We start from the raw sequence: 18176 nt of genomic DNA, 5'->3' as shown, positions 1-18176 counted from the left end.
GGGCGTGCCGGTGTCGGGGAACGTGCTCACTCGGGGGTGCCGGGGCCGACCCGCACCACCGGGCCGATGACGATGACCGCGGGCGGCTTGACCTGCTCGCTCCGGGCGACCTCCCCGACGGTGCCGAGGGTGGCGTCGACGCGGCGCTGGGTGGCGGTGGTGCCCTCCTGGACCAGCGCCACGGGGGTGTCCGCGGGCCTGCCGTGGGCGATCAGGGCGGCCGCGATGCTGCCGATCTTGTCGACGCCCATCAGCACGACCAGGGTGCCGCGCAGCGCCGCGAGCGCCTCCCAGTCGACCAGCGACCGTTCGTCGTCGGGCGCGACATGGCCGCTGACCACGGTGAACTCATGCGCGACGCCCCGGTGGGTGACCGGGATACCCACGGCGCCGGGCACCGAGATGGTGCTGGAGATCCCCGGCACGACCGTGCAGGCGATGCCCGCCGCGGCGAGCGCCTGCACCTCCTCCATGCCGCGGCCGAAGACGAACGGGTCGCCGCCCTTGAGCCGTACCACCGCCCTGCCCGCCTTGGCGTGCTCGATCAGGGCGTTGTTGATGGCCTCCTGGGCCATGTACCTGCCGTACGGGATCTTGGCCGCGTCGATCACCTCGACGTGCGGGGGGAGTTCGTCCAGCAGGTCGCGGGGGCCGAGGCGGTCCGCGATGACGACGTCCGCCTCGGCGAGCAGCCGCCGGCCGCGCACGGTGATCAGCTCGGGGTCGCCGGGGCCACCGCCGACGAGCGCGACGCCGGGCGTCCGGACGCGGTGCTGCCTGGCGACCAGCGAGCCGTCCCGCAGCGCCTCCACGATCGCGTCGCGGACGGCCGCGGTGCGGCGCGGGTCGCGGTCGTGCATCGTGGCGCTGAGCACCGCGACCGCGACGCCGGCGCCGCGCCCGGTGGCCGGGGTCAGTGCCGTCGCGGCCTCGGCGTCGTCCGCCCGCACGCACCACACGCGCTCCCGCTCGCCCTCGGCCGACGCCGCGGCGTTGGCCACGGGATCGCTGGTGGCGATCAGGGCGTACCAGGCGCCCGCGAGGTCTCCCTCGGCGTACCGGCGGCGTTCCCAGCGGAGCTCGCCGCGCTCGGCCATGGCCTCCACGGAGGCGGTGGCCGACGGCGAGACGAGCACGACGTCGGCGCCCGCGCCGAGCAGGGCGGGCAGGCGGCGCTGGGCCACCTGGCCGCCGCCGAGGACCACGGTGCGGCGGCCGGACAGGCGCAGGCCGACGGGATAGGCAGGGTGTTCTGGCATGGCTGTGCGGGACTCCTTCATGGAGGTCGGGTCCACGATACGGCGCGGAATCCGACGGCCTCGTCGCCGTCTCGGGGGCCGGTGGCCTCCGCGGAGCCGATTCCCCGTCGTCGAGCCGTGCCCGCTCGGGGCAGGACCCGCGCCGGGGCACCGGCGGGCCGCATAGGCCCCGTAGGGAGCCCTGCTCGTACCTTCTCCTTCTCCTGCTACTTCTCGGTCACGCCCGCCGAGTCGAACGTGGCCACCTCGTGCATGGCTCGGGCCGCGCTCTGGATCATGGGCAGGGCCAGGAGGGCGCCGGTGCCCTCGCCGAGGCGGAGGTCGAGGTCCACCAGGGGGCGCAGGCCCAGCTTGTTGAGTGCCACCACATGGCCCGGTTCGGCGCTGCGGTGGCCCGCGATGCAGGCGGCCAGCACCTCGGGGGCGATGGCGCGGGCGACCAGCGCGGCGGCGCCGGCGCTCACGCCGTCCAGCACGACGGGGGTGCGCAGCGAAGCGCCGCCCAGCAGCAGGCCGACGATCGCCGCGTGCTCCAGACCGCCGACCGCGGCAAGCACCCCTATGGGGTCGGCCGGGTCGGGCCGGTGGAGGTCGAGCGCACGGCGCACCACCTCGGTCTTGAGGGCGAGCGTCTCGTCGTTGATCCCGGTGCCCCGGCCGGTGACCTCCGCGGGCTCGGCACCCGTGAAGACGGCGATGAGGGCGGCGGACACGGTGGTGTTGGCGATGCCCATCTCACCGGTGAGCAGCGCCCTGTTGCCGGCGGCCACCAGGTCGCGGGCGGTCTCGATGCCCACCTCGATGGCGGCCTTGACCTCCTCGCGGGTGAGCGCGGGACCGGTGGTCATGTCGCCCGTGCCGGGGCGCACCTTGCGGGGCAGCAGGCCCGGCACGGCGGGCAGGTCGGTGGCCACTCCGACGTCGACGACGCAGACCTCGGCCCCCACCTGGGTGGCGAAGGCGTTGACCACGGCTCCCCCGCTGAGGAAGTTGGCCACCATCTGGCCGGTGACCTCCTGCGGCCAGGGCGTGACGCCCTGGGCGTGCACGCCGTGGTCGCCGGCGAAGACGGCGACGGCGGCCGGCTCGGGCACGGGCGGCGGGCACATCCGGGAGAGCCCGGAGAGCTGGGCGGAGATGATCTCCAGCATGCCGAGCGCGCCGGGCGGCTTGGTCATCCGCTTCTGGCGCTCCCACGCCTCCCCGAGCGCCTTGGCGTCCAGCGGGCGGATCCCGGCGATGGTCTCGGCCAGCAGGTCGTGCGGGTCGGAGCCGGGCAGGGCGCGGCGTCCGTACGTCTCCTCGTGCACGACCCAGGAGAGCGGGCGGCGCTTGGACCAGCCGGCCTGGGCCAGCTCGGGCTCGGTGGGGAACTCGTCGACGTAGCCGATGCACAGGTAGGCGACGACGTTCAGGTGCTCGGGCAGGCCCAGCGCCCGCACCATCTCGCGCTCGTCGAAGAAGCTGACCCAGCCGACGCCCAGGCCCTCGGCGCGCGCGGCGAGCCACAGGTTCTCGACGGCCAGGGCCGAGGAGTAGGGCGCCATCTCGGGCTGGGTGTGGCGGCCGAGGGTGTGCCGGCCGCCGCGGGTCGGGTCGGCCGTGACGACGATGTTCACGGGCGTGTCGAGGATCGCCTCGATCTTCAGCTCGCGGAACGCCTTGGCCCGGCCCTTGGGGAGCGACTTGGCGTAGGCCTCGCGCTGCCGCATGGCCAGTTCGTGCATGGCCCGCCGGGTGTCCGCGCTGCGGATGACGACGAAGTCCCACGGCTGGGAGTGGCCGACGCTGGGCGCCGCGTGTGCGGCCTCCAGGACGCGCAGCAGCACTTCGGGCGGGATGGGGTCGTTGCGGAAGCCGTTGCGGATGTCCCGGCGCTCGCGCATCACCCGGAGCACGGCCTCGCGCTCGGCCTCGTCGTACGCGGGCGCCGCGGGTCCCCTGGCGGCCGGGGCGTGCGCGGCCGGCTCCTTGGGGGCGTCCGCCTCGGAGGAGTCCGGAGCGAGGTCGCCCGGCTCGTGCAGCGCGGTGGGGTCCGGGGAGCCGTCGGGGGCCTCAAGGGCGGTCTCCTCCGATGCTTCCGGGGCGCTCGCCTCGGCGGCGGCACCGGGTTCGGCCACCTCCGGAACGGCTGCTTCCGCGAGGGCGTCCGCCGCCAGGGCCTCTTCCTGGGCGGGCTGCGCCATCTCGGACGCCGGCTCCGCCGTGGCCGCGGCCTCGGGCTCGGCCGGCAGGGGCTCCGCCGGTGCTCCGCCGGCCGGTACGGCGTCGGGCAGGGGCACGGGCTGGGGGTGCTCGCCGTCGCGCGGGGCCGGCACGGTCGGCCGGGCCTCTGCGGCGGCTTCCGCCACGGCCGCCTCCGCGGCCTCCTCGGCGTGCGGGTCGCCCTGGTCCTGGTGATCCTGCGCCGGGGCGGCCTCCGGGTGCGGTTCGGAGGCGGCGGACGGCTGCTCGGGGGCGAGCTCGGCGGCTGCCGCATCCTCGGCGGGGACGGGCTCGTACGGTGCGGCCGGTTCGGCGAGCGCGTCCTCCGCCGTGGTGCCGGCCTGCTCGGCCGTCTCCGCGGTGCCGGGAGTCCCGGCGGCGGGCAGCACGGCCTCAGCGGGCGCGTCCGCGGACGGCTCCGGCTCGGCGGCCTCGGTGCCGGGCAGCCCGTTCCCGGCGGCTGCTTCGGGCCCGGACAGCGGGGTCTGGACGCTCTCGCCCCCGGAAAGCACGTCGGACGGCCCGGATCCGGGCACGCCCCCAGGCTCTCCGGTACCGGGCAGCGCGCCCGGCGCCTCGGTCTCCGGCAACGCGCCCTGGTCCGCGGCCTCCGCCTGCGGGGCCCCGGTGATGTCCTCCGTCGCCATGACGCCCCCGGCCGGCGCGCCGCCGCCCGGCTCGACCGGCACGGCCGCCTCGTGCGGGACTCCTGCGCCGGACTGCCCGGCGTCCAGGGCCTGCGTCGCACCGTCCACCGTGTAGGGGGCGGTCCCGGTCGCGGCCTCCTGGGCGGGCCCGGCGCCGGTCGCGTCCCCGGCGAACGCGGGCTGCTCCACCGGAGCGTCCTGGGGTCCGATCCCACCGGCCTCGGCGCCCGACATGCCGTCCTGCGCGTGCGCCTCGGTCCCCGTGCCGGGGCCCGGCGCCTCTGCCGTGGCATCGGGCGGTTGCGGGAACGTCAGGGCGTGCGGAGGTGTCGGTGCCAGGTGCGGGGTGGTGGGCACGGTTCCGGCCACCGGGACGAACTGGCCGACCGGCTGGGCCTCGGCCCCGGCCGCCGGGTACCCGCCGGCGGCATCCGGAAGGGCCCCCGGGTGAGCGGCCGTGGCGTACTGGCCGGAACCGTCCACCGGCTCGCTCTGAGCGGGCTCCGAGGGGTAGGCGACTCCGTTGGCCGTGGAGTGGGCCTGTTCGGCGCCCGGCGCGGGGGCCGGAAACGCGGGTGCCTCGTGATGCGCCTGCGACTCCTGATACGCGTGGGGGTCCTGAAGCGCCTGAGGGTCCTGGAAAGCCTGCTGGTCCCCCGGGATGCGCTCCGCGTAGCCCGCGCCCTGTCCCGCGTGGCCGGAGGAGTCCGCCGGGGCCGCGCCGTCGGCCGGTTGGCCCGGGGCGTACTGCTGGTGCGGGGCCTCCTGCTGGGGGCCCGGCGACCAGGGGCCGCCGATGTGCGGCGGGAGCGCGCCGAGTTGGGGTCCTGCCAGGGCCGGGTCGTCGACGGGCGTGTCCAGGTACTCCGGTTCGGGCGCCCGGACCCGGGCGCGGCGGGGCGGCGGCGCGCCGGCCGGGCCGCGGTCGGCGAGCGTGCGCACCACGCCCGTCGAGGTCTCGGAGACGGGCGGGCCGAGGCGCAGCGGGCGCCTGGAGGGGGCCTGGGGCGCCGTCGGGGTGCCCCCGGCTGGGGTCTGCGTCTGGCCCCAGGCGCCCTGGGCGCCGGGCATCAACAGCATGTCGTCGTCGGGGTGGTGATCCGCCGAGGGAGCCGCGGGCTCTGCGGGCGCGGAGGGGGCGACATAGGGGTGGGCGTCCGGCACGTGGCCACCCTGCTGGGCCTCCGGGCCCGGGGCGGGTCCGGAAGCAACCCCGTTGTCTGCGTTCTCCGGCAGTCCCTCGGCCGGGATCTGGCCGGTCTCGGTCATGCGTACCCCTCGCCCATCGGTTGGTGCTTCCTCGACGGTCCCCGCGCCGCGGCCGGGGCCGCCCGGAACGGCGCGCCGTCCGCCCGTCATGAAGAACGAGCGTGCCCGCCGCGCGGCACGAACACCCGGGACGGCGCCCAGGCGGGCGTGTCCCGTTCCGTCCGCCGTCGCGTCCTCAAGTCCGCCACGGCCCGCTGTGGATCGCGCCCGGGGCGCGACGTGGTTCCACGCAGGACATGCGCCCTTGCACGCCCTGTGAGCCGACCCGGGGCGTGCTCCTCGCACGGCCCCGTGCCCCGCCGTACCGCACCCGTTTACCAAGGCGGTTCCGTTGTCCGGACATTGAGCGACGACGTCGCAGAACACCCGAATGCAGTACAACGGTCGGCCAGCCTACCTCGCGAGCGGCGGCCAGGGGATCACGGGGCGGGCCGGTTTCCGCCGTCCCGCGGGGCGGCGCGCGACGGGGCCTCCGGCACGCCGCGGGGCCCGCGTCACCGGCTGGGATCGCGGCGTTCCTGGAGGATCCCGCAGATCAGGAAGGCGACGCTGCGCTCGCACTCGGCCCAGGCCCGGGTGTCGAGTTCGACGGACTGGAGCAGGGAGCACTCCACGTCGTAGCCGTGCTCCATGAGGTCGCGGCCGATGAGTTCGGCCTCGTCGCGGGTGGCGGCGTGGGTGACGATGCGCTCGGGGCGGCGGTCGGCGACGGCGGAGACGACCGCCGCTCCCCCGCCGGCGACACGGACGACGTCCGGCTCGGGGAGGCTCTCCAGGATGTGCGGCGCGGTGCCGTGCACGACCTGGAGGTGAACGCCGAAGCGGCGGGCGGTCGCGGTGGTGCGGGCGCAGGCGTCGGCGTCGGCGTCGACGGCGATGACGGCGGCGCCGAACCGTCCGGCCTCCGCGCTCAGCGCGCCGGTGCCGGAGCCGATGTCCCAGACGAGGTCCCCCACCCGCGGGCCGAGCCGGGCGAGTTGGGCGGCACGCAGCGGCGCGCCCTCGCCTTCGTTCAGGCCGCCGCCGTAGACGGTGCCGGGCAGCGCCCAGCCGCGGACGGCCCCGGGGTCGCGGCCCGCGATCCAGCCTGGCTCGCCGGTGGCCGCGGCCCCGACCGCGATGACGACGTTGGGGTCGCGCCAGGTGTGGTCGGCGGCCTTGTCGGAGGTGACGACGGTGACCCGCTCGCGTTCCGTGCCGAGTTCCTCGCAGATCACGAAGGTGCGGTGCACTCCTTCAAGGAGCAGCCCGAGTTCCGCGGGGCCCGCGCCGGGCGAGGTGAGCACGGCGACCTTGGCGTGCGCGCGGCAGACGTTCACGGCGCGGCGCAGGGTGCGGGGATGGGCGACCACGACCTCGGCGTCGTCCCAGGGCATGCCGGCCCGGGCGAAGGCCGCGGCCACCGACGAGACGGCGGGCACCACCTCGACCTCCAGGCCGAACTCGGGGTCGCGCAGGGTGCGTACCACGCCGAAGAAGCCCGGGTCGCCGTCGGCGAGGACGACGGCGGTGCCGCGGTGCGCCGCGATGCGGCGTGCGGCGAGAGCCACGCTGCCGAGCCGGATGCGTTCGGCGCCCGCCGGGATCTCGGGGAGCGCCAGGTGGTGGGCGGCGCCGGCCACCAGGGTGGCGGCCGACAGCGCCGAGCGCGCCGCGTCCGTCAGCGGCGAGCCGTCCCAGCCGATCACCGTGACCCGGTCGGCCATTCTCGTTAGTCTCCTGGGTGTCGTCTCAGGTCGTCAGGGCTGCCGCGGGGGATGCCCCCGAGCACGAGGCCGCGGGGGGGGACGGGCACCGAGAGCGTACCTGGTGACGTCCGAAGCGCCGCCGTCCGGCCCGGAGCGGGCCCTGGACGAGGGGGGAGGGTCGGCTCCGGCCGGAGCGGGCCGGGGTGGGGAGCGTCAGCTCCAGTCGGAGTAGGTGGAGAAGCCGCCGTGGTCGGCGAGGTGTTCGGGGACGCCTTCCAGGTCCTCCGGCAGCAGGCTCCAGACGATGAGGTCGGTGCGCACGTCGGTCCAGCCGCCGTCCTCGGTTCTGCTCCGGGCTATGTAGGCGCCTCTGAGCACGCCCTCGCTGATACAGCCGATCTTCTGGGCGACCTGCTGGGCCGCGGTGTTGTCGGCGGCGGTGCGCAGCTCCAGGCGTTCGAACTTCTGGTCGTGGAACATCCACTGCGCCATCGCGAAGAGTGCCTCGGACGCGTAGCCCTCGCCGCGCGCCCAGGGCGCGATGGCGTAGGAGAGCACCGCGGAGCGCACCCGCCAGTCGGCGTCGTGCATCTGCACCACACCGACCAGGCGCTGGGTGAGGAACTCCGCGACGGCCAGCACCACTCCCCGCCCCTCCTTCCGCAGCGCGGGCGCCTCGCTGCCGACCAGGGTCCGGGCGTCCTGCTCGGTGTAGGGCGTGGGCACCGTGGTCCAGGCGGTGACCAGCTCGTCGTTCATCATCTCGGTGAAGGCCTGGAGGTCGCCGTCGTCGAGCGGGCGCAGCACCAGCCGCTCCGTGCTGATGGAGATGTCGGGGAACCCCGAGAAGGGTGTCGTCATGCGCCGCTCCGTAACCATCATCGGGAACCTTCAGGCCGGTCGAGTGCCCCAGCATGCAGCATCGCGGCCGGGCGACGCACCACGGGGTGGCGTCCATGGCCCGGATCCGGGCACGCCACGGACCCCGGGTGAAGGGGCCCGCGGGGCCACCGTGACGGACGCCACAGGAGGGGCGGGGCCGGGGCCCCGGAGCGGGGGCGGGAGTCAAAGGCGGCGGGCCACCGTAATAAGGTCGCGGCATGCTTGACGCCCTGACGATCGTGCTCGCGGTGGGCGCGGTCGTGCTCGCCGCCTGGTGCGGCTTCGCGGCCTACCGCGACCAGCCGACCAAGGACTGGCACTTCATCGGCATGGCCGTGGTCGCGCTGCTGGCCACGGTGCAGCTCGTCGTGGGCGTCGTCGAGCTGGCCCGCGGCGGCAAGCCGGAGCAGGGCACCGTGATCTTCGTGTCCTACCTGCTGGGCGCGTTCGCCTGCGTCCCCGCGGCCGGGTTCATGTCGCTCGCGGAGCGCACCCGCTGGGGCTCGGCGACCGTCGCGGCCGGGGGCGTGGTGCTCGCCGTGCTCGAACTGCGCCTGTACGACATCTGGGGAGGCTGAGGTGGCGGTGACCGATCAGAAGCGGGCAGAGGCACCGCGGACCAGGCTGATCAGCGGTCCGGGCATGCTGCTGGTGTGGGTGTACGGGGTGATGGTGGTCGGTGCGGTGTCCCGCTCGGTCGTGCAGATCAGCACCGACTTCGCGCACGCGCCGCTGGCCTACTCCCTGTCGGCGGTGGCGGGCGTGGTGTACGGCTTCATCACCTACTCGCTGGTGCGGGGCGGTGAGCGTGCCCGCCGGGCGGCGCAGGTGTGCTGCGCCGCCGAGCTCGCCGGTGTGCTGATCGTGGGCACCTGGACGGTGGTGGAGCCGTCGGCGTTCCCGGATGCCACGGTCTGGTCTGACTACGGCATCGGCTACCTGTTCATCCCCGTGATCCTCCCGGTCACCGCCATGTTCTGGCTGCGCAGGGCAGCACGCTCGGTCGGCGCCGCGTAAGGGGTCCAAGGGGACGCGGGGGACGGACACGCGGGCGACGGGGAGCACCCCCGGCCCGCGTCCGCGTCAGGCGCTGGCCATGAAGGCCGGGGCCTCGGGGTCCTTCGTCAGGGTGATCAGGGTGAGCGCGTCGTCGATCCGCTGGCTGCCCGCGGGCGCGTAGCCGTGCCGGCGGTACAGCCGCATGTTGTGCTCGCTGCGGTGGCCGGTGGAGAGCTGGAAGCGCTGCACCTCGCCGTCGCCGCGCAGCTGCTCCTCGACGGCCGAGAGCAGGCGGCCGCCGAGGCCGTGCCGCTGCATCCGGGGGTGCACGATGAGCTTGCCGATGTGGGCGACGCCCTCGTCGTCGAGGCTGCCCCGGACCGAGGCCACCACCTCCGTGCCGAGCCGCGCCACGAGCACCCGGCCCCGGGTGAGCTCCTCCTTCAGCGCGGCGAGCGACTGGGTGAGCGGCTCGATCGTGTAGTCGCCGTACAGCTCGGCCTCCCTCTGGTAACAGAGGTACTGCAGTTTGAGGATCTGCTCCGCGTCCTGCTCGTCCGCCGCAGAGATGGTCACGCTCATGCCCATGTGTGCATGCCTCTCGCTCACCTGTACCGCCGGTTGTCCATCAGTGCTTTCCCCGCGGGGCTGGAAGTGCAACCTCCGCGCTGAGCATTCTGCGCAGACATCCCAGGCAGCGCGAGCGCTCAGGCCCCAGGCTGCCCTGTGAGATACCCAACTCTCCTGCGATTTCACGGTAAGTGAGGTCCTGGGGAGACAGGAGTGCCGTCACGAGAGTGGCGCAACGGCCGGGGAGCCTGCGCACCGCCGCGCGCAGTGCGCGGCGCCGCAGTGCGGCTGCGACCTGCGGTTCGGTGCCGCGCCAGGAGGCGTCGGCCGGCTCCGCGTGGGAGGGGAAGGACCTGCGGGTGAGGCGCCGGATGCGGCGTGCCTCCAGACGCACCGCGCCGAGCAGCCAGCGGGCCGGGTCGTGCGGGGGGCCCACCGTGTGCAGTCGCTCCAGGAGCCGCAGCCACACGGCCTGCTCCAGGTCGCCCGGCTCGGCCCCCGCTGAGGGGGCCTCGGCCGCGGCCTCGGCGGCGAGCAGCGGGCGCAGGTCCTCGACGAGCGCGGTGGCGATGTCCCCGCCGGGCGGGCGGGGCGGGTCCGATTGCGGTGGGCTCGGTGGTGTGCTGTCCATGCCGGGCGTGACGCGGCCGTCCCGGGCGGGGTTGCCGGGACGGCCGCCGTGTCACTCGCCCGCGGGGTGCGGGCGCTCAGCCGTTGACGAAGTCCTCGCGGGCGAGCAGGGCCGTGTCGGCATTGTCGGAGAAGATCCCGTCGATGCCGGTCTCGAAGTACCTGCGGAAGGCGCCGAAGGCGTCGCCGTAGGCGTTGGGGTCGGTGCCCTTGCGGAAGTCGGCGGGCAGGAAGGTGTTCTCGTTGCGCATCGTGTACGGGTGCAGGATCAGGCCGGCGGCGTGCGCGTCGGGGACCAGCGTGGTCGGCCTGGTGAGCTTGCCGTTCGCGTCCTTCGGGATGATCAGGTCGACCGTGGGCCCGATGCCCTGCGCGAAGGACGCGATCCACTCCAGGCCCGCGGGCTTGACCAGGTCGTCGACGGTGCGCGGGTCGCCGGAGGCGGTGAAGTCCCAGGGGCGGGTGCCGGCGGCGTCCAGGAGCACGATGGACGGCGAGTCGACGAGCCGGGACAGCCGCTGGATGCTGCTGGGCTCGAAGGACTGGAGGATGAGCGGCGAGTCGCGGCGGTCCCGGCGGTACGTGCGGAGCAGCCGCGCCAGCAGGTTCTCGACGTCGAAGCCCAGCCCCCGGAAGTAGGTGGGGTGCTTCGTCTCCACGTACAGCCAGACCGGGCGGCCGCGCCTGTTGCCCTCGCGGTCGGCCCACTGGAGGACCTCCTCGTAGGTGGGCACCTCCCACCGGCCGTTGTAGAGCGTGTTGTTCGGGCGGTTGGCGGGAATCCGCTCGATCGCGCGCAGGGTCTTGAGCTCGGCGAGGGTGAAGTCCTCGGTGAACCAGCCGGTGATCGCGTTGCCGTCGACCGTCTTCGTGGTCTTGCGGCCGGCGAACTCGGGGTGCTGGGCGACGTCCGTGGTGGCCGTGATGTCGTTCTCGTGCCGGCAGACCAGGTGCCCGTCCTTGGTGGGCACGACGTCCTGCTCGACTATGTGCGCGCCGAGGTCGAGGGCGTGCTGGTAGGAGCCGAAGGTGTGCTCGGGGCGGTATCCCGCGGTGCCGCGGTGGCCGATGACGGTGGGCGTCGGCAGGTCGAGGCCGTGCCCGTGGGACGCCGCCGCGGGGCCTGCGGCGCGCTCGGCGGCCCGGGCGGCTGTGGGCAGACCGGCGACGGCGCCTCCCGCGCCGAGCACGGCCGCTCCCAGGACCGTGCGCCGGCCCGGTCCCCCGGCCGGTCGCTGCTCGTTCGACACCTGCTTCGCCATGGACGTACCTCCTGGTGTGCTGCTGTCTGTGGGCCGCGCTCCGGCCCTGCCGGACCGACCGATCGTAGGGGCCGGCGAGTGACGGAAGGCAGACATGGGGAGAAACGGGAGGCTGATCTCGCATGACCGCCGACCGCCCGGGAGCGACCGGCCCGTCCGGCCCGCGGCGGCCTCTGCGGCCGGGGACCCGGAATCCGGGCCGCGGCGGCCGGCCGCTCAACGGGAAACCCTGGCCATGGCGTGACGGCCGGTACCCGACTCGTGGTCGATGTGCAATCGCCCGCGCGTCACGAGTACCGTACTCACCTGCGGAGACCTCCGCACGAGTGCACCAGGCGCAGCAGTCGATCCCTTGACCACGGAGGGCCCGTTGTCCCGTTTCGCGTTCCTCAAGGCAGTGCTCGGGCCGCTGATGCGCCTGATGTTCCGGCCACGGGTGGAGGGCGCGGAGAACATCCCCACCTCCGGGCCCGTGATCATCGCGGGCAACCACCTCACGTTCATCGACTCGTTCGTGCTTCCCGTCGTCTGCGACCGGCAGGTCCTCTTCATCGGCAAGGACGAGTACGTCACGGGCAAGGGGCTGAAGGGCCGTCTGATGGCGTGGTTCTTCACCGGCGTCGGCATGATCCCGGTGGACCGGGACGGTGCCAACGGCGGGGTGGCCGCGCTGATGACGGGCCGGCGGGTGCTGGAGGAGGGCCGGATGTTCGGCATCTACCCGGAGGGCACCCGCTCCCCCGACGGGCGGCTGTACCGCGGCCGCACGGGCATCGCCCGGCTGACGCTGATGACCGGCGCGCCGGTGGTGCCGTTCGCGATGATCGGCACGGACAAGCTCCAGCCCGGCGGCGCCGGCATCCCCCGCCCTGGCAGGGTGACGATCCGCTTCGGCGCGCCGATGGAGTTCTCCCGCTACGAGGGCATGGACCGCGACCGCTACGTGCTGCGCGCGGTGACGGACTCCGTGATGACGGAGGTCATGCGGCTGTCCGGCCAGGAGTACGTGGACATGTACGCGACGAAGGCGAAGGCGGCGGCCTGACACCGCCCGCGTCCCTTCAGTACCGGTCCCCCCGCACGGAGTCGGCGAGGCCTTCCAGCCGTTCGAGGTCGGACGGGTCGAGGGCGACGTCGAGGGCGGCGGCGTTCTCCTCCAGCCACGTGACGCGCTTGGTGCCGGGGATCGGCACCACCGGCACTCCCAGCCGCTCGCTCCGCGAGGCCACCCACGCCAGCGCGACCTGGCCCGCGGAGGCCCCCTTCTCCCGTGCGACCGCCTCGACGGCCTCGTTGAGGGCGGCGTTCGCCCTCGCGGCGTCCTCGGTGAAGCGCGGCAGCCGGCGGCGCCCGTCGTCGGGAGCCAGGGCGGTCACGTCGACGGTGCTGGTGAGGAAGCCGCGCCCGAGCGGGGAGTAGGCGACGAGCCCGACGCCGAGCTCACGAGCGGCGTCGGCCACGTCCTTCTCGGGGTCGCGCGTCCACAGCGAGTACTCGCTCTGCACCGCGGTGACCGGGTGCACCGCGTGCGCCCTGCGCAGCTGCTCGCCGGTCACCTCGGACAACCCGATGTGCCGCACCTTGCCCTCGGCCACCAGCTCGGCCAGCGCGCCGACGGACTCCTCCACCGTGCTGTCGGGTGCGACGCGGTGCAGGTAGTACAGGTCGATGTGGTCGACCCCGAGCCGCAGCAGGGAGGCGTCGCAGGCCCGCTTGAGGTAGTCGGGGTTGCCGCGCAGGACGACCTTGCCGCGGCCGGTGCCGTAGTCCATGCCCGCCTTGGTGGCCACCTGCGCCTCGTCCCTGCGCCCGGCGATCGCGCGCCCCACCAGCACTTCGTTGTGGCCCGCCCCGTAGGCGTCGGCGGTGTCGATCAGCGTGACGCCCAGGTCCAGGGCGTGCCGGACGGTGGCCACGCAGGAGTCCCAGTCGGCGGCACCGTACACGGAACTCATCCCCATGCAGCCCAGCCCCTCGGCCGAGACGGTGAGATCTCCCAGTGCGACGGTCTTCATGTGCGCTCTCCTTCCGCGTGCCCGCCTGCCGGCGGTGTGCTGCCTGACGCCTCCACGGTGCTCCGGACGCCGGGCGTCAGGCAGGGCCGGGATCTTCCTGGGAGTGCCAGGACCAGGCACGGGGCCGGCGGCGCGTCCTAGAGTGGGGTGTGTGGACGGCTCGAACGCGCTGGGAGGGTTCCTCCGCGCGCGCCGCGAACAGGTGCGCCCCGAGGACGTCGGGCTTGCGGTGTCGGGTCGGCGGCGCACGCCCGGCCTGCGGCGCGAGGAGGTCGCCCTGCTGGCCGGCATCAGCACCGACTACTACCTGCGGCTCGAACAGGGGCGTGACCGGACGCCGTCCACCCAGGTGCTCGACGCGGTCGCGGGCGTGCTGCGGATGGACCACGACCAGATCGCCTACCTGCACGCGCTGAACCGGCGCCGGTCGCGGCACGGCGAACCGCCGCCGTCCGAGGACGTTCCCGACGGCACGCTCCGGCTGCTCGACGCGCTGCCCATGCCCGCGTTCGTGCAGGACAGGTACCTGAACGTGCTGGCGGCCAACCCGACGGCCGAGGCACTCTCGCCGACCATGCGGCCGGGCGCCAACCGGCTCGTCGCGGCGTTCCTCGATCCCCACGAGGCCGAACTCCACGAGGACTGGGAGCGCCTGACCGCGGCGGCCGTCGGCCAGCTCCGCGCCACCGTGGGGGCGGAGCCGGACGATCCGCGCCTGCTGTCGCTCGTCGGCGGGCTGTGTGCCGAGAGCGAGCGGTTCCGGCGGCTGTGGGCGCGGCAGGACGTGGTTCGGCCGAGCGGGGGGATGGCGCGGCTGCGCCATCCCGACGTGGGGTGCCTGGAGCTGTACCGCGAGAAGCTGGTCATCGCCGGGACCGGTGGGCAGACGCTCGTGATCTATCACGCGGAGGCGGGGTCGGCGTCCGCCCGGGCGCTCGACCTGCTCACCCTTTCCAGCACCCCTGATCGGGGTGCAGCCCGGCTCTGAACCACCACCTGCCGGTGGCCCGGACACGGCAGAGACTGCCCCTTCGGGACCGTGACGACCTGACGGTCTCGTGGTGGCTGGTCGCGCAGTTCCCCGCGCCCCTTGAAGGCGGGGCTGCGCCCCGATCCGATCAGGGGCGTGCGGCTCGGCTCCACCGAGCGCGCCCACGCGGCGCAGCCGCAAATCGGCACAGCCCCGCGCCCCTATCGGCGCGCTGCGTCCGCCCACTCACGCTGCACGGCCAGGTCCGCCTTGACCTCGGCAAGCTGCGCGGCCACCGCCGCGGGCGCCGTGCCGCCGCGGGCGCCGCGGGAGGCGAGGGCGCCCGGCACGTTCAGGACCGTGCGCACGCCGGGCGTCAGGTGCGGGGAGATCTTGGCGAACTGCTCGTCGGTGAGCTGGTCAAGCTCGATGCCGAGCGTCTCGCACTCCTTGACGCACTCCCCGGCGACCTCGTGGGCGACCCTGAACGGCACGCCCTGCCTGACCAGCCACTCGGCGATGTCGGTGGCGAGGGAGAACCCGGCGGGCGCCAGCTCCTCCATCCGCTCGCGGTTGACGGTGAGGGTGGCCATCATGCCGGTGAAGGCGGGCAGCAGCACCTCCAGCTGGTCGCAGGAGTCGAAGACGGGCTCCTTGTCCTCCTGGAGGTCGCGGTTGTAGGCGAGCGGGAGCGCCTTGAGGGTGGCGAGCAGGCCGGTGAGGTTGCCGATCAGGCGCCCCGACTTGCCGCGCGCCAGCTCGGCGATGTCCGGGTTCTTCTTCTGCGGCATGATCGACGAACCCGTCGAGAAGGAGTCGTGGAGCGTGACGAAGGAGAACTCCTTCGTGTTCCAGATGATGACCTCCTCCGCGATCCGGGAGAGGTCGACGCCGATCATCGCGGTGATGAAGGCGAACTCGGCGGCGAAGTCGCGCGCGGCGGTGCCGTCGATGGAGTTGGCGGCGCTGCCGCCCTCGAAGCCCAGGTCCCGGGCGACCGCCTCCGGGTCGAGGCCCAGCGAGGAGCCGGCCAGCGCACCCGATCCGTAGGGCGAGACGGCGGTGCGCGCGTCCCACTGCCGCAGCCGCTCGGCGTCCCGCGCCAGCGCCTGTACGTGCGCGAGCACGTGGTGCGCGAAGAGCACCGGCTGGGCGTGCTGGAGGTGGGTGCGGCCCGGCATGGCGACGTCCGGGTGGGCCTCGGCGAGCCCCACCAGCGCCTCCTGGAGGTCGGTGATCAGGCCGCCGACGATCCGGGCGTGGTCGCGCAGGTACATCCGGAACAGCGTGGCCACCTGGTCGTTGCGCGACCGTCCGGCGCGCAGCTTTCCGCCCAGGTCGGGGCCGAGGCGCTCCAGCAGGCCCCGCTCCAGGGCGGTGTGCACGTCCTCGTCGGCGACGGTACCCGTGAAGGAGCCGTCGGCGACGTCGGCGGCGAGCCGGTCCAGGCCCGCGAGCATCCGCTCCAGCTCGTCCTCGGTGAGCAGCCCCGCCCGGTGCAGCACGCGCGCGTGTGCACGCGATCCCGCGATGTCGTACGGCGCGAGCCGCCAGTCGAAGTGGACGGAGGCGGAGAGCGCGGCCAGGGCCTCGGCGGGGCCGTCGGCGAACCGGCCGCCCCAGAGCCGGACGTCACCGTTGTTGCTGCTCAATGCGGTTGCTCCTTGCATCCTGCGGGTCGGGTGCGTGCCGCGGCCCGCGACGTTCCGGCGTTCGGGCGAAGGCGTGATGCCAGACCGCCTCCCCGCGTTCGGGCGGGGAGGCGGTGTTCAGACTAGGGCGTCCGGGGCTGTCCCCCATGCCCTTCGGACAGTGCGGACATACGTCCCACGCGTCCTTCGGGCAGTGGGGAGGGCGATCCGGCCGCTACGGGCATCAGGCCAGGTCGCGCCGGGCCGCGATCTTCTGGGAGAGGCCGAAGATCTCGATGAAGCCCTGCGCCTTGGACTGGTCGAACGTGTCGCCCGAGTCGTACGTGGCGAGGTTGAAGTCGTAGAGGGAGGAACCGGACCTGCGGCCGGTGACCACGGCGCGGCCGCCGTGCAGGGTCATCCGGATCTCACCGGTGACATGCTGGTTGGCCTCGTTGATGAACCCGTCCAGGGCGCGCTTGAGCGGGGAGAACCACAGGCCGTCGTAGACCAGCTCGCCCCAGCGCTGCTCCACCTGCCGCTTGTACCGGGCGAGTTCGCGCTCGACGGTGACGTTCTCCAGCTCCTGGTGGGCGGTGATCAGGGCGATGGCGCCGGGGGCCTCGTAGACCTCCCGGGACTTGATGCCGACGAGGCGGTCCTCGACCATGTCGATCCGGCCGATGCCCTGGGCGCCCGCGCGCTCGTTCAGCAGCTGGATGGCCTGAAGGGGGGTGACCGGCTTGCCGTCCACGGCGACCGGGACGCCGGCCTGGAAGGAGATCACGACCTCGTCGGGCTCGCGCGGGACGGAGGGGTCCTTCGTGTACTCGTAGATGTCCTCGATCGGCGCGTTCCAGATGTCCTCCAGGAAGCCGGTCTCGATGGCCCGGCCGAAGACGTTCTGGTCGATCGAGTACGGGGACTTCTTGCTGGTGGCGATCGGGAGGTTCTTCTCCTCGCAGAAGGCGATCGCCTTGTCGCGCGTCATGGCGTAGTCACGGACGGGTGCGATGCACTTGAGGTCGGGGGCGAGGGCGACGATGCCGGCCTCGAAGCGGACCTGGTCGTTGCCCTTGCCGGTGCAGCCGTGTGCGACGGTGGTCGCGCCGTGCTTCTGGGCGGCCTTGACGAGGTGCTTGACGATGGCGGGCCGGGAGAGCGCGGAGACCAGCGGGTAGCGGTCCATGTACAGGGCGTTGGCCTTGATCGCCGGCAGGCAGTACTCGGCGGCGAACTCGTCCTTGGCGTCGGCGACCTCGGCCTCGACCGCCCCGCAGGCGAGCGCCCGCTTGCGGATGACGTCCAGGTCCTCGCCGTCCTGGCCGACGTCGACGGCGACGGCGATGACCTCGGCGCCGGTCTCCTCGGCGATCCAGCCGATGGCGACGGAGGTGTCAAGGCCGCCGGAATAGGCGAGTACGACGCGCTCGGTCACGTTCTCTCCTCACATGCATTCGCTGATATGCATGAGTATGCATTACCCCGTATGTTTCGTCAATCCGGGGCGCGTGGAGAGTCGTGCCACGGGACCATTCCGGGGCGCGTACGCGGCGCACACACGCCCTGCACGGGGCACGGGCCTGCACGGGGCACGGGCCGGCGGGCGCTGAGCTGCCGAGACCTGGGGGGCCTGGGGGCCTGGGAAGGGTCCACGGGTCCTGGCGGGGGCAAGGCGAGCCTGGGGGCGGCCTGGGAGGCGTGGTGTGCGCAAGGGGGCTCGACGAGACGGCACCCGGCTCACTCTCCGCCGGTCAGCGCCTCCATGAGGACCCGGGCCTGGCTGTGGGCGAGGTCCTTCGTGGCGGTGAGGAGCGTCACCGGGCCCTCGGCCGCCAGCTCCACCAACCGGTCGAGCGCTTCCATGCGCTCGGGCTCGGCCAGCTCGACGCGGTAGCGCTCGGCGAACTCGCCGTACCGGTCGGGATCGTGCCCGTACCACTTCCGCAGCTCGGTGGAGGGCGCCACGTCCTTCAGCCAGGCGTCGAGCGGCACGGCGTCCTTCGCGAGGCCGCGCGGCCAGATCCGGTCGACCAGGATCCGGGCGCCGTCCCGCGCCTCGGCGGGCTCGTAGACCCGGCGCATCCGCACCTGCGGGGGTCCGCCGCGGCGCCGGGAGCCCCCGCCCGCCCGAGCGCTTCCGTGCGCG

15 protein-coding genes are annotated in these 18176 nt (G+C 74.0%); 4 read left to right on the top strand and 11 right to left on the bottom strand.

Annotated elements, in window-relative coordinates:
* Positions 1-26: 26 nt before the first annotated feature.
* The 4 genes from cobA to Sm713_RS21350 form a co-directional block, all read right to left on the bottom strand.
* On the bottom strand, positions 27-1259 hold the full coding sequence (cobA, locus tag Sm713_RS21365) for a uroporphyrinogen-III C-methyltransferase (protein ID WP_212911170.1): 1233 nt from the start codon (positions 1257-1259) through the stop codon (positions 27-29).
* Positions 1260-1465: 206 nt separating this feature from the next.
* Positions 1466-5380 carry a nicotinate-nucleotide--dimethylbenzimidazole phosphoribosyltransferase gene (gene cobT, locus Sm713_RS21360; RefSeq protein WP_212911169.1) on the bottom strand — a complete coding sequence of 1305 codons (3915 nt, stop codon included), beginning with the start codon at positions 5378-5380 and terminating at the stop codon, positions 1466-1468.
* A 494-nt stretch (positions 5381-5874) separates the two neighbouring features.
* A complete protein-coding gene (gene cbiE / locus Sm713_RS21355; RefSeq protein ID WP_212911168.1) occupies positions 5875-7086 on the bottom strand; it encodes a precorrin-6y C5,15-methyltransferase (decarboxylating) subunit CbiE in 1212 nt (403 codons plus the stop codon).
* 195 nt (positions 7087-7281) lie between these two features.
* Positions 7282-7929, bottom strand: coding sequence for a GNAT family N-acetyltransferase (locus tag Sm713_RS21350; RefSeq protein ID WP_212911167.1), 648 nt, complete (start codon positions 7927-7929; stop codon positions 7282-7284).
* Between the two features lie 239 nt (positions 7930-8168).
* Here Sm713_RS21350 and Sm713_RS21345 point away from each other — a divergent pair, with 239 nt between their 5' ends.
* Positions 8169-8528 (top strand): hypothetical protein, encoded by a 360-nt coding sequence (locus Sm713_RS21345; protein ID WP_212911166.1) that lies wholly within the window; start codon positions 8169-8171, stop codon positions 8526-8528.
* A 64-nt stretch (positions 8529-8592) separates the two neighbouring features.
* Positions 8593-8967 carry a hypothetical protein gene (locus Sm713_RS21340; RefSeq protein ID WP_249416652.1) on the top strand — a complete coding sequence of 125 codons (375 nt, stop codon included), beginning with the start codon at positions 8593-8595 and terminating at the stop codon, positions 8965-8967.
* Between the two features lie 66 nt (positions 8968-9033).
* Here the strand turns inward: Sm713_RS21340 and Sm713_RS21335 are convergent, their stop codons facing one another.
* From Sm713_RS21335 to Sm713_RS21325, 3 genes are all read right to left on the bottom strand, one after another.
* Complete coding sequence (locus Sm713_RS21335) at positions 9034-9537, bottom strand: GNAT family N-acetyltransferase (RefSeq protein ID WP_212912170.1); 504 nt, start codon at positions 9535-9537, stop codon at positions 9034-9036.
* A gap of 40 nt (positions 9538-9577) precedes the next feature.
* Positions 9578-10150: an RNA polymerase sigma factor gene (locus tag Sm713_RS21330; protein ID WP_212911164.1), complete on the bottom strand. Its 573-nt coding sequence runs from the start codon at positions 10148-10150 to the stop codon at positions 9578-9580.
* Positions 10151-10226: 76 nt separating this feature from the next.
* The gene (locus tag Sm713_RS21325) at positions 10227-11411 is read right to left on the bottom strand and encodes a glycerophosphodiester phosphodiesterase (RefSeq protein ID WP_212911163.1); all 1185 of its coding nucleotides are present in this window, start codon (positions 11409-11411) and stop codon (positions 10227-10229) included.
* Positions 11412-11679: 268 nt separating this feature from the next.
* Here Sm713_RS21325 and Sm713_RS21320 point away from each other — a divergent pair, with 268 nt between their 5' ends.
* Positions 11680-12456 (top strand): 1-acyl-sn-glycerol-3-phosphate acyltransferase, encoded by a 777-nt coding sequence (locus tag Sm713_RS21320; protein WP_212911162.1) that lies wholly within the window; start codon positions 11680-11682, stop codon positions 12454-12456.
* Positions 12457-12472: 16 nt separating this feature from the next.
* On the opposite strand, the gene Sm713_RS21315 is transcribed toward Sm713_RS21320, so the two are convergent.
* Entirely contained in the window at positions 12473-13426 is a 954-nt protein-coding gene (locus tag Sm713_RS21315) for an aldo/keto reductase (RefSeq protein ID WP_212911161.1), read from the bottom strand.
* 151 nt (positions 13427-13577) lie between these two features.
* Between Sm713_RS21315 and Sm713_RS21310 the strand changes: the two genes are divergently transcribed.
* On the top strand, positions 13578-14414 hold the full coding sequence (locus tag Sm713_RS21310; protein ID WP_249416420.1) for a helix-turn-helix domain-containing protein: 837 nt from the start codon (positions 13578-13580) through the stop codon (positions 14412-14414).
* Between the two features lie 203 nt (positions 14415-14617).
* Here Sm713_RS21310 and argH read toward each other — a convergent pair whose 3' ends face one another.
* The 3 genes from argH to Sm713_RS21295 form a co-directional block, all read right to left on the bottom strand.
* The gene (gene argH / locus Sm713_RS21305; RefSeq protein WP_212911159.1) at positions 14618-16048 is read right to left on the bottom strand and encodes an argininosuccinate lyase; all 1431 of its coding nucleotides are present in this window, start codon (positions 16046-16048) and stop codon (positions 14618-14620) included.
* 223 nt (positions 16049-16271) lie between these two features.
* On the bottom strand, positions 16272-17465 hold the full coding sequence (locus Sm713_RS21300) for an argininosuccinate synthase (protein WP_212911158.1): 1194 nt from the start codon (positions 17463-17465) through the stop codon (positions 16272-16274).
* A 302-nt stretch (positions 17466-17767) separates the two neighbouring features.
* On the bottom strand, positions 17768-18112 hold the full coding sequence (locus Sm713_RS21295) for a DUF488 domain-containing protein (RefSeq protein ID WP_249416651.1): 345 nt from the start codon (positions 18110-18112) through the stop codon (positions 17768-17770).
* Positions 18113-18176: the final 64 nt, after the last annotated feature.

The organism is Streptomyces sp. TS71-3 (genome assembly GCF_018327685.1).
In the GTDB taxonomy this organism is placed as follows: Bacteria; Actinomycetota; Actinomycetes; order Streptomycetales; family Streptomycetaceae; genus Streptomyces.
The sequence above is the reverse complement of the archived record's forward strand: the minus strand, read 5'-3'. Positions and strand labels throughout refer to the sequence as shown.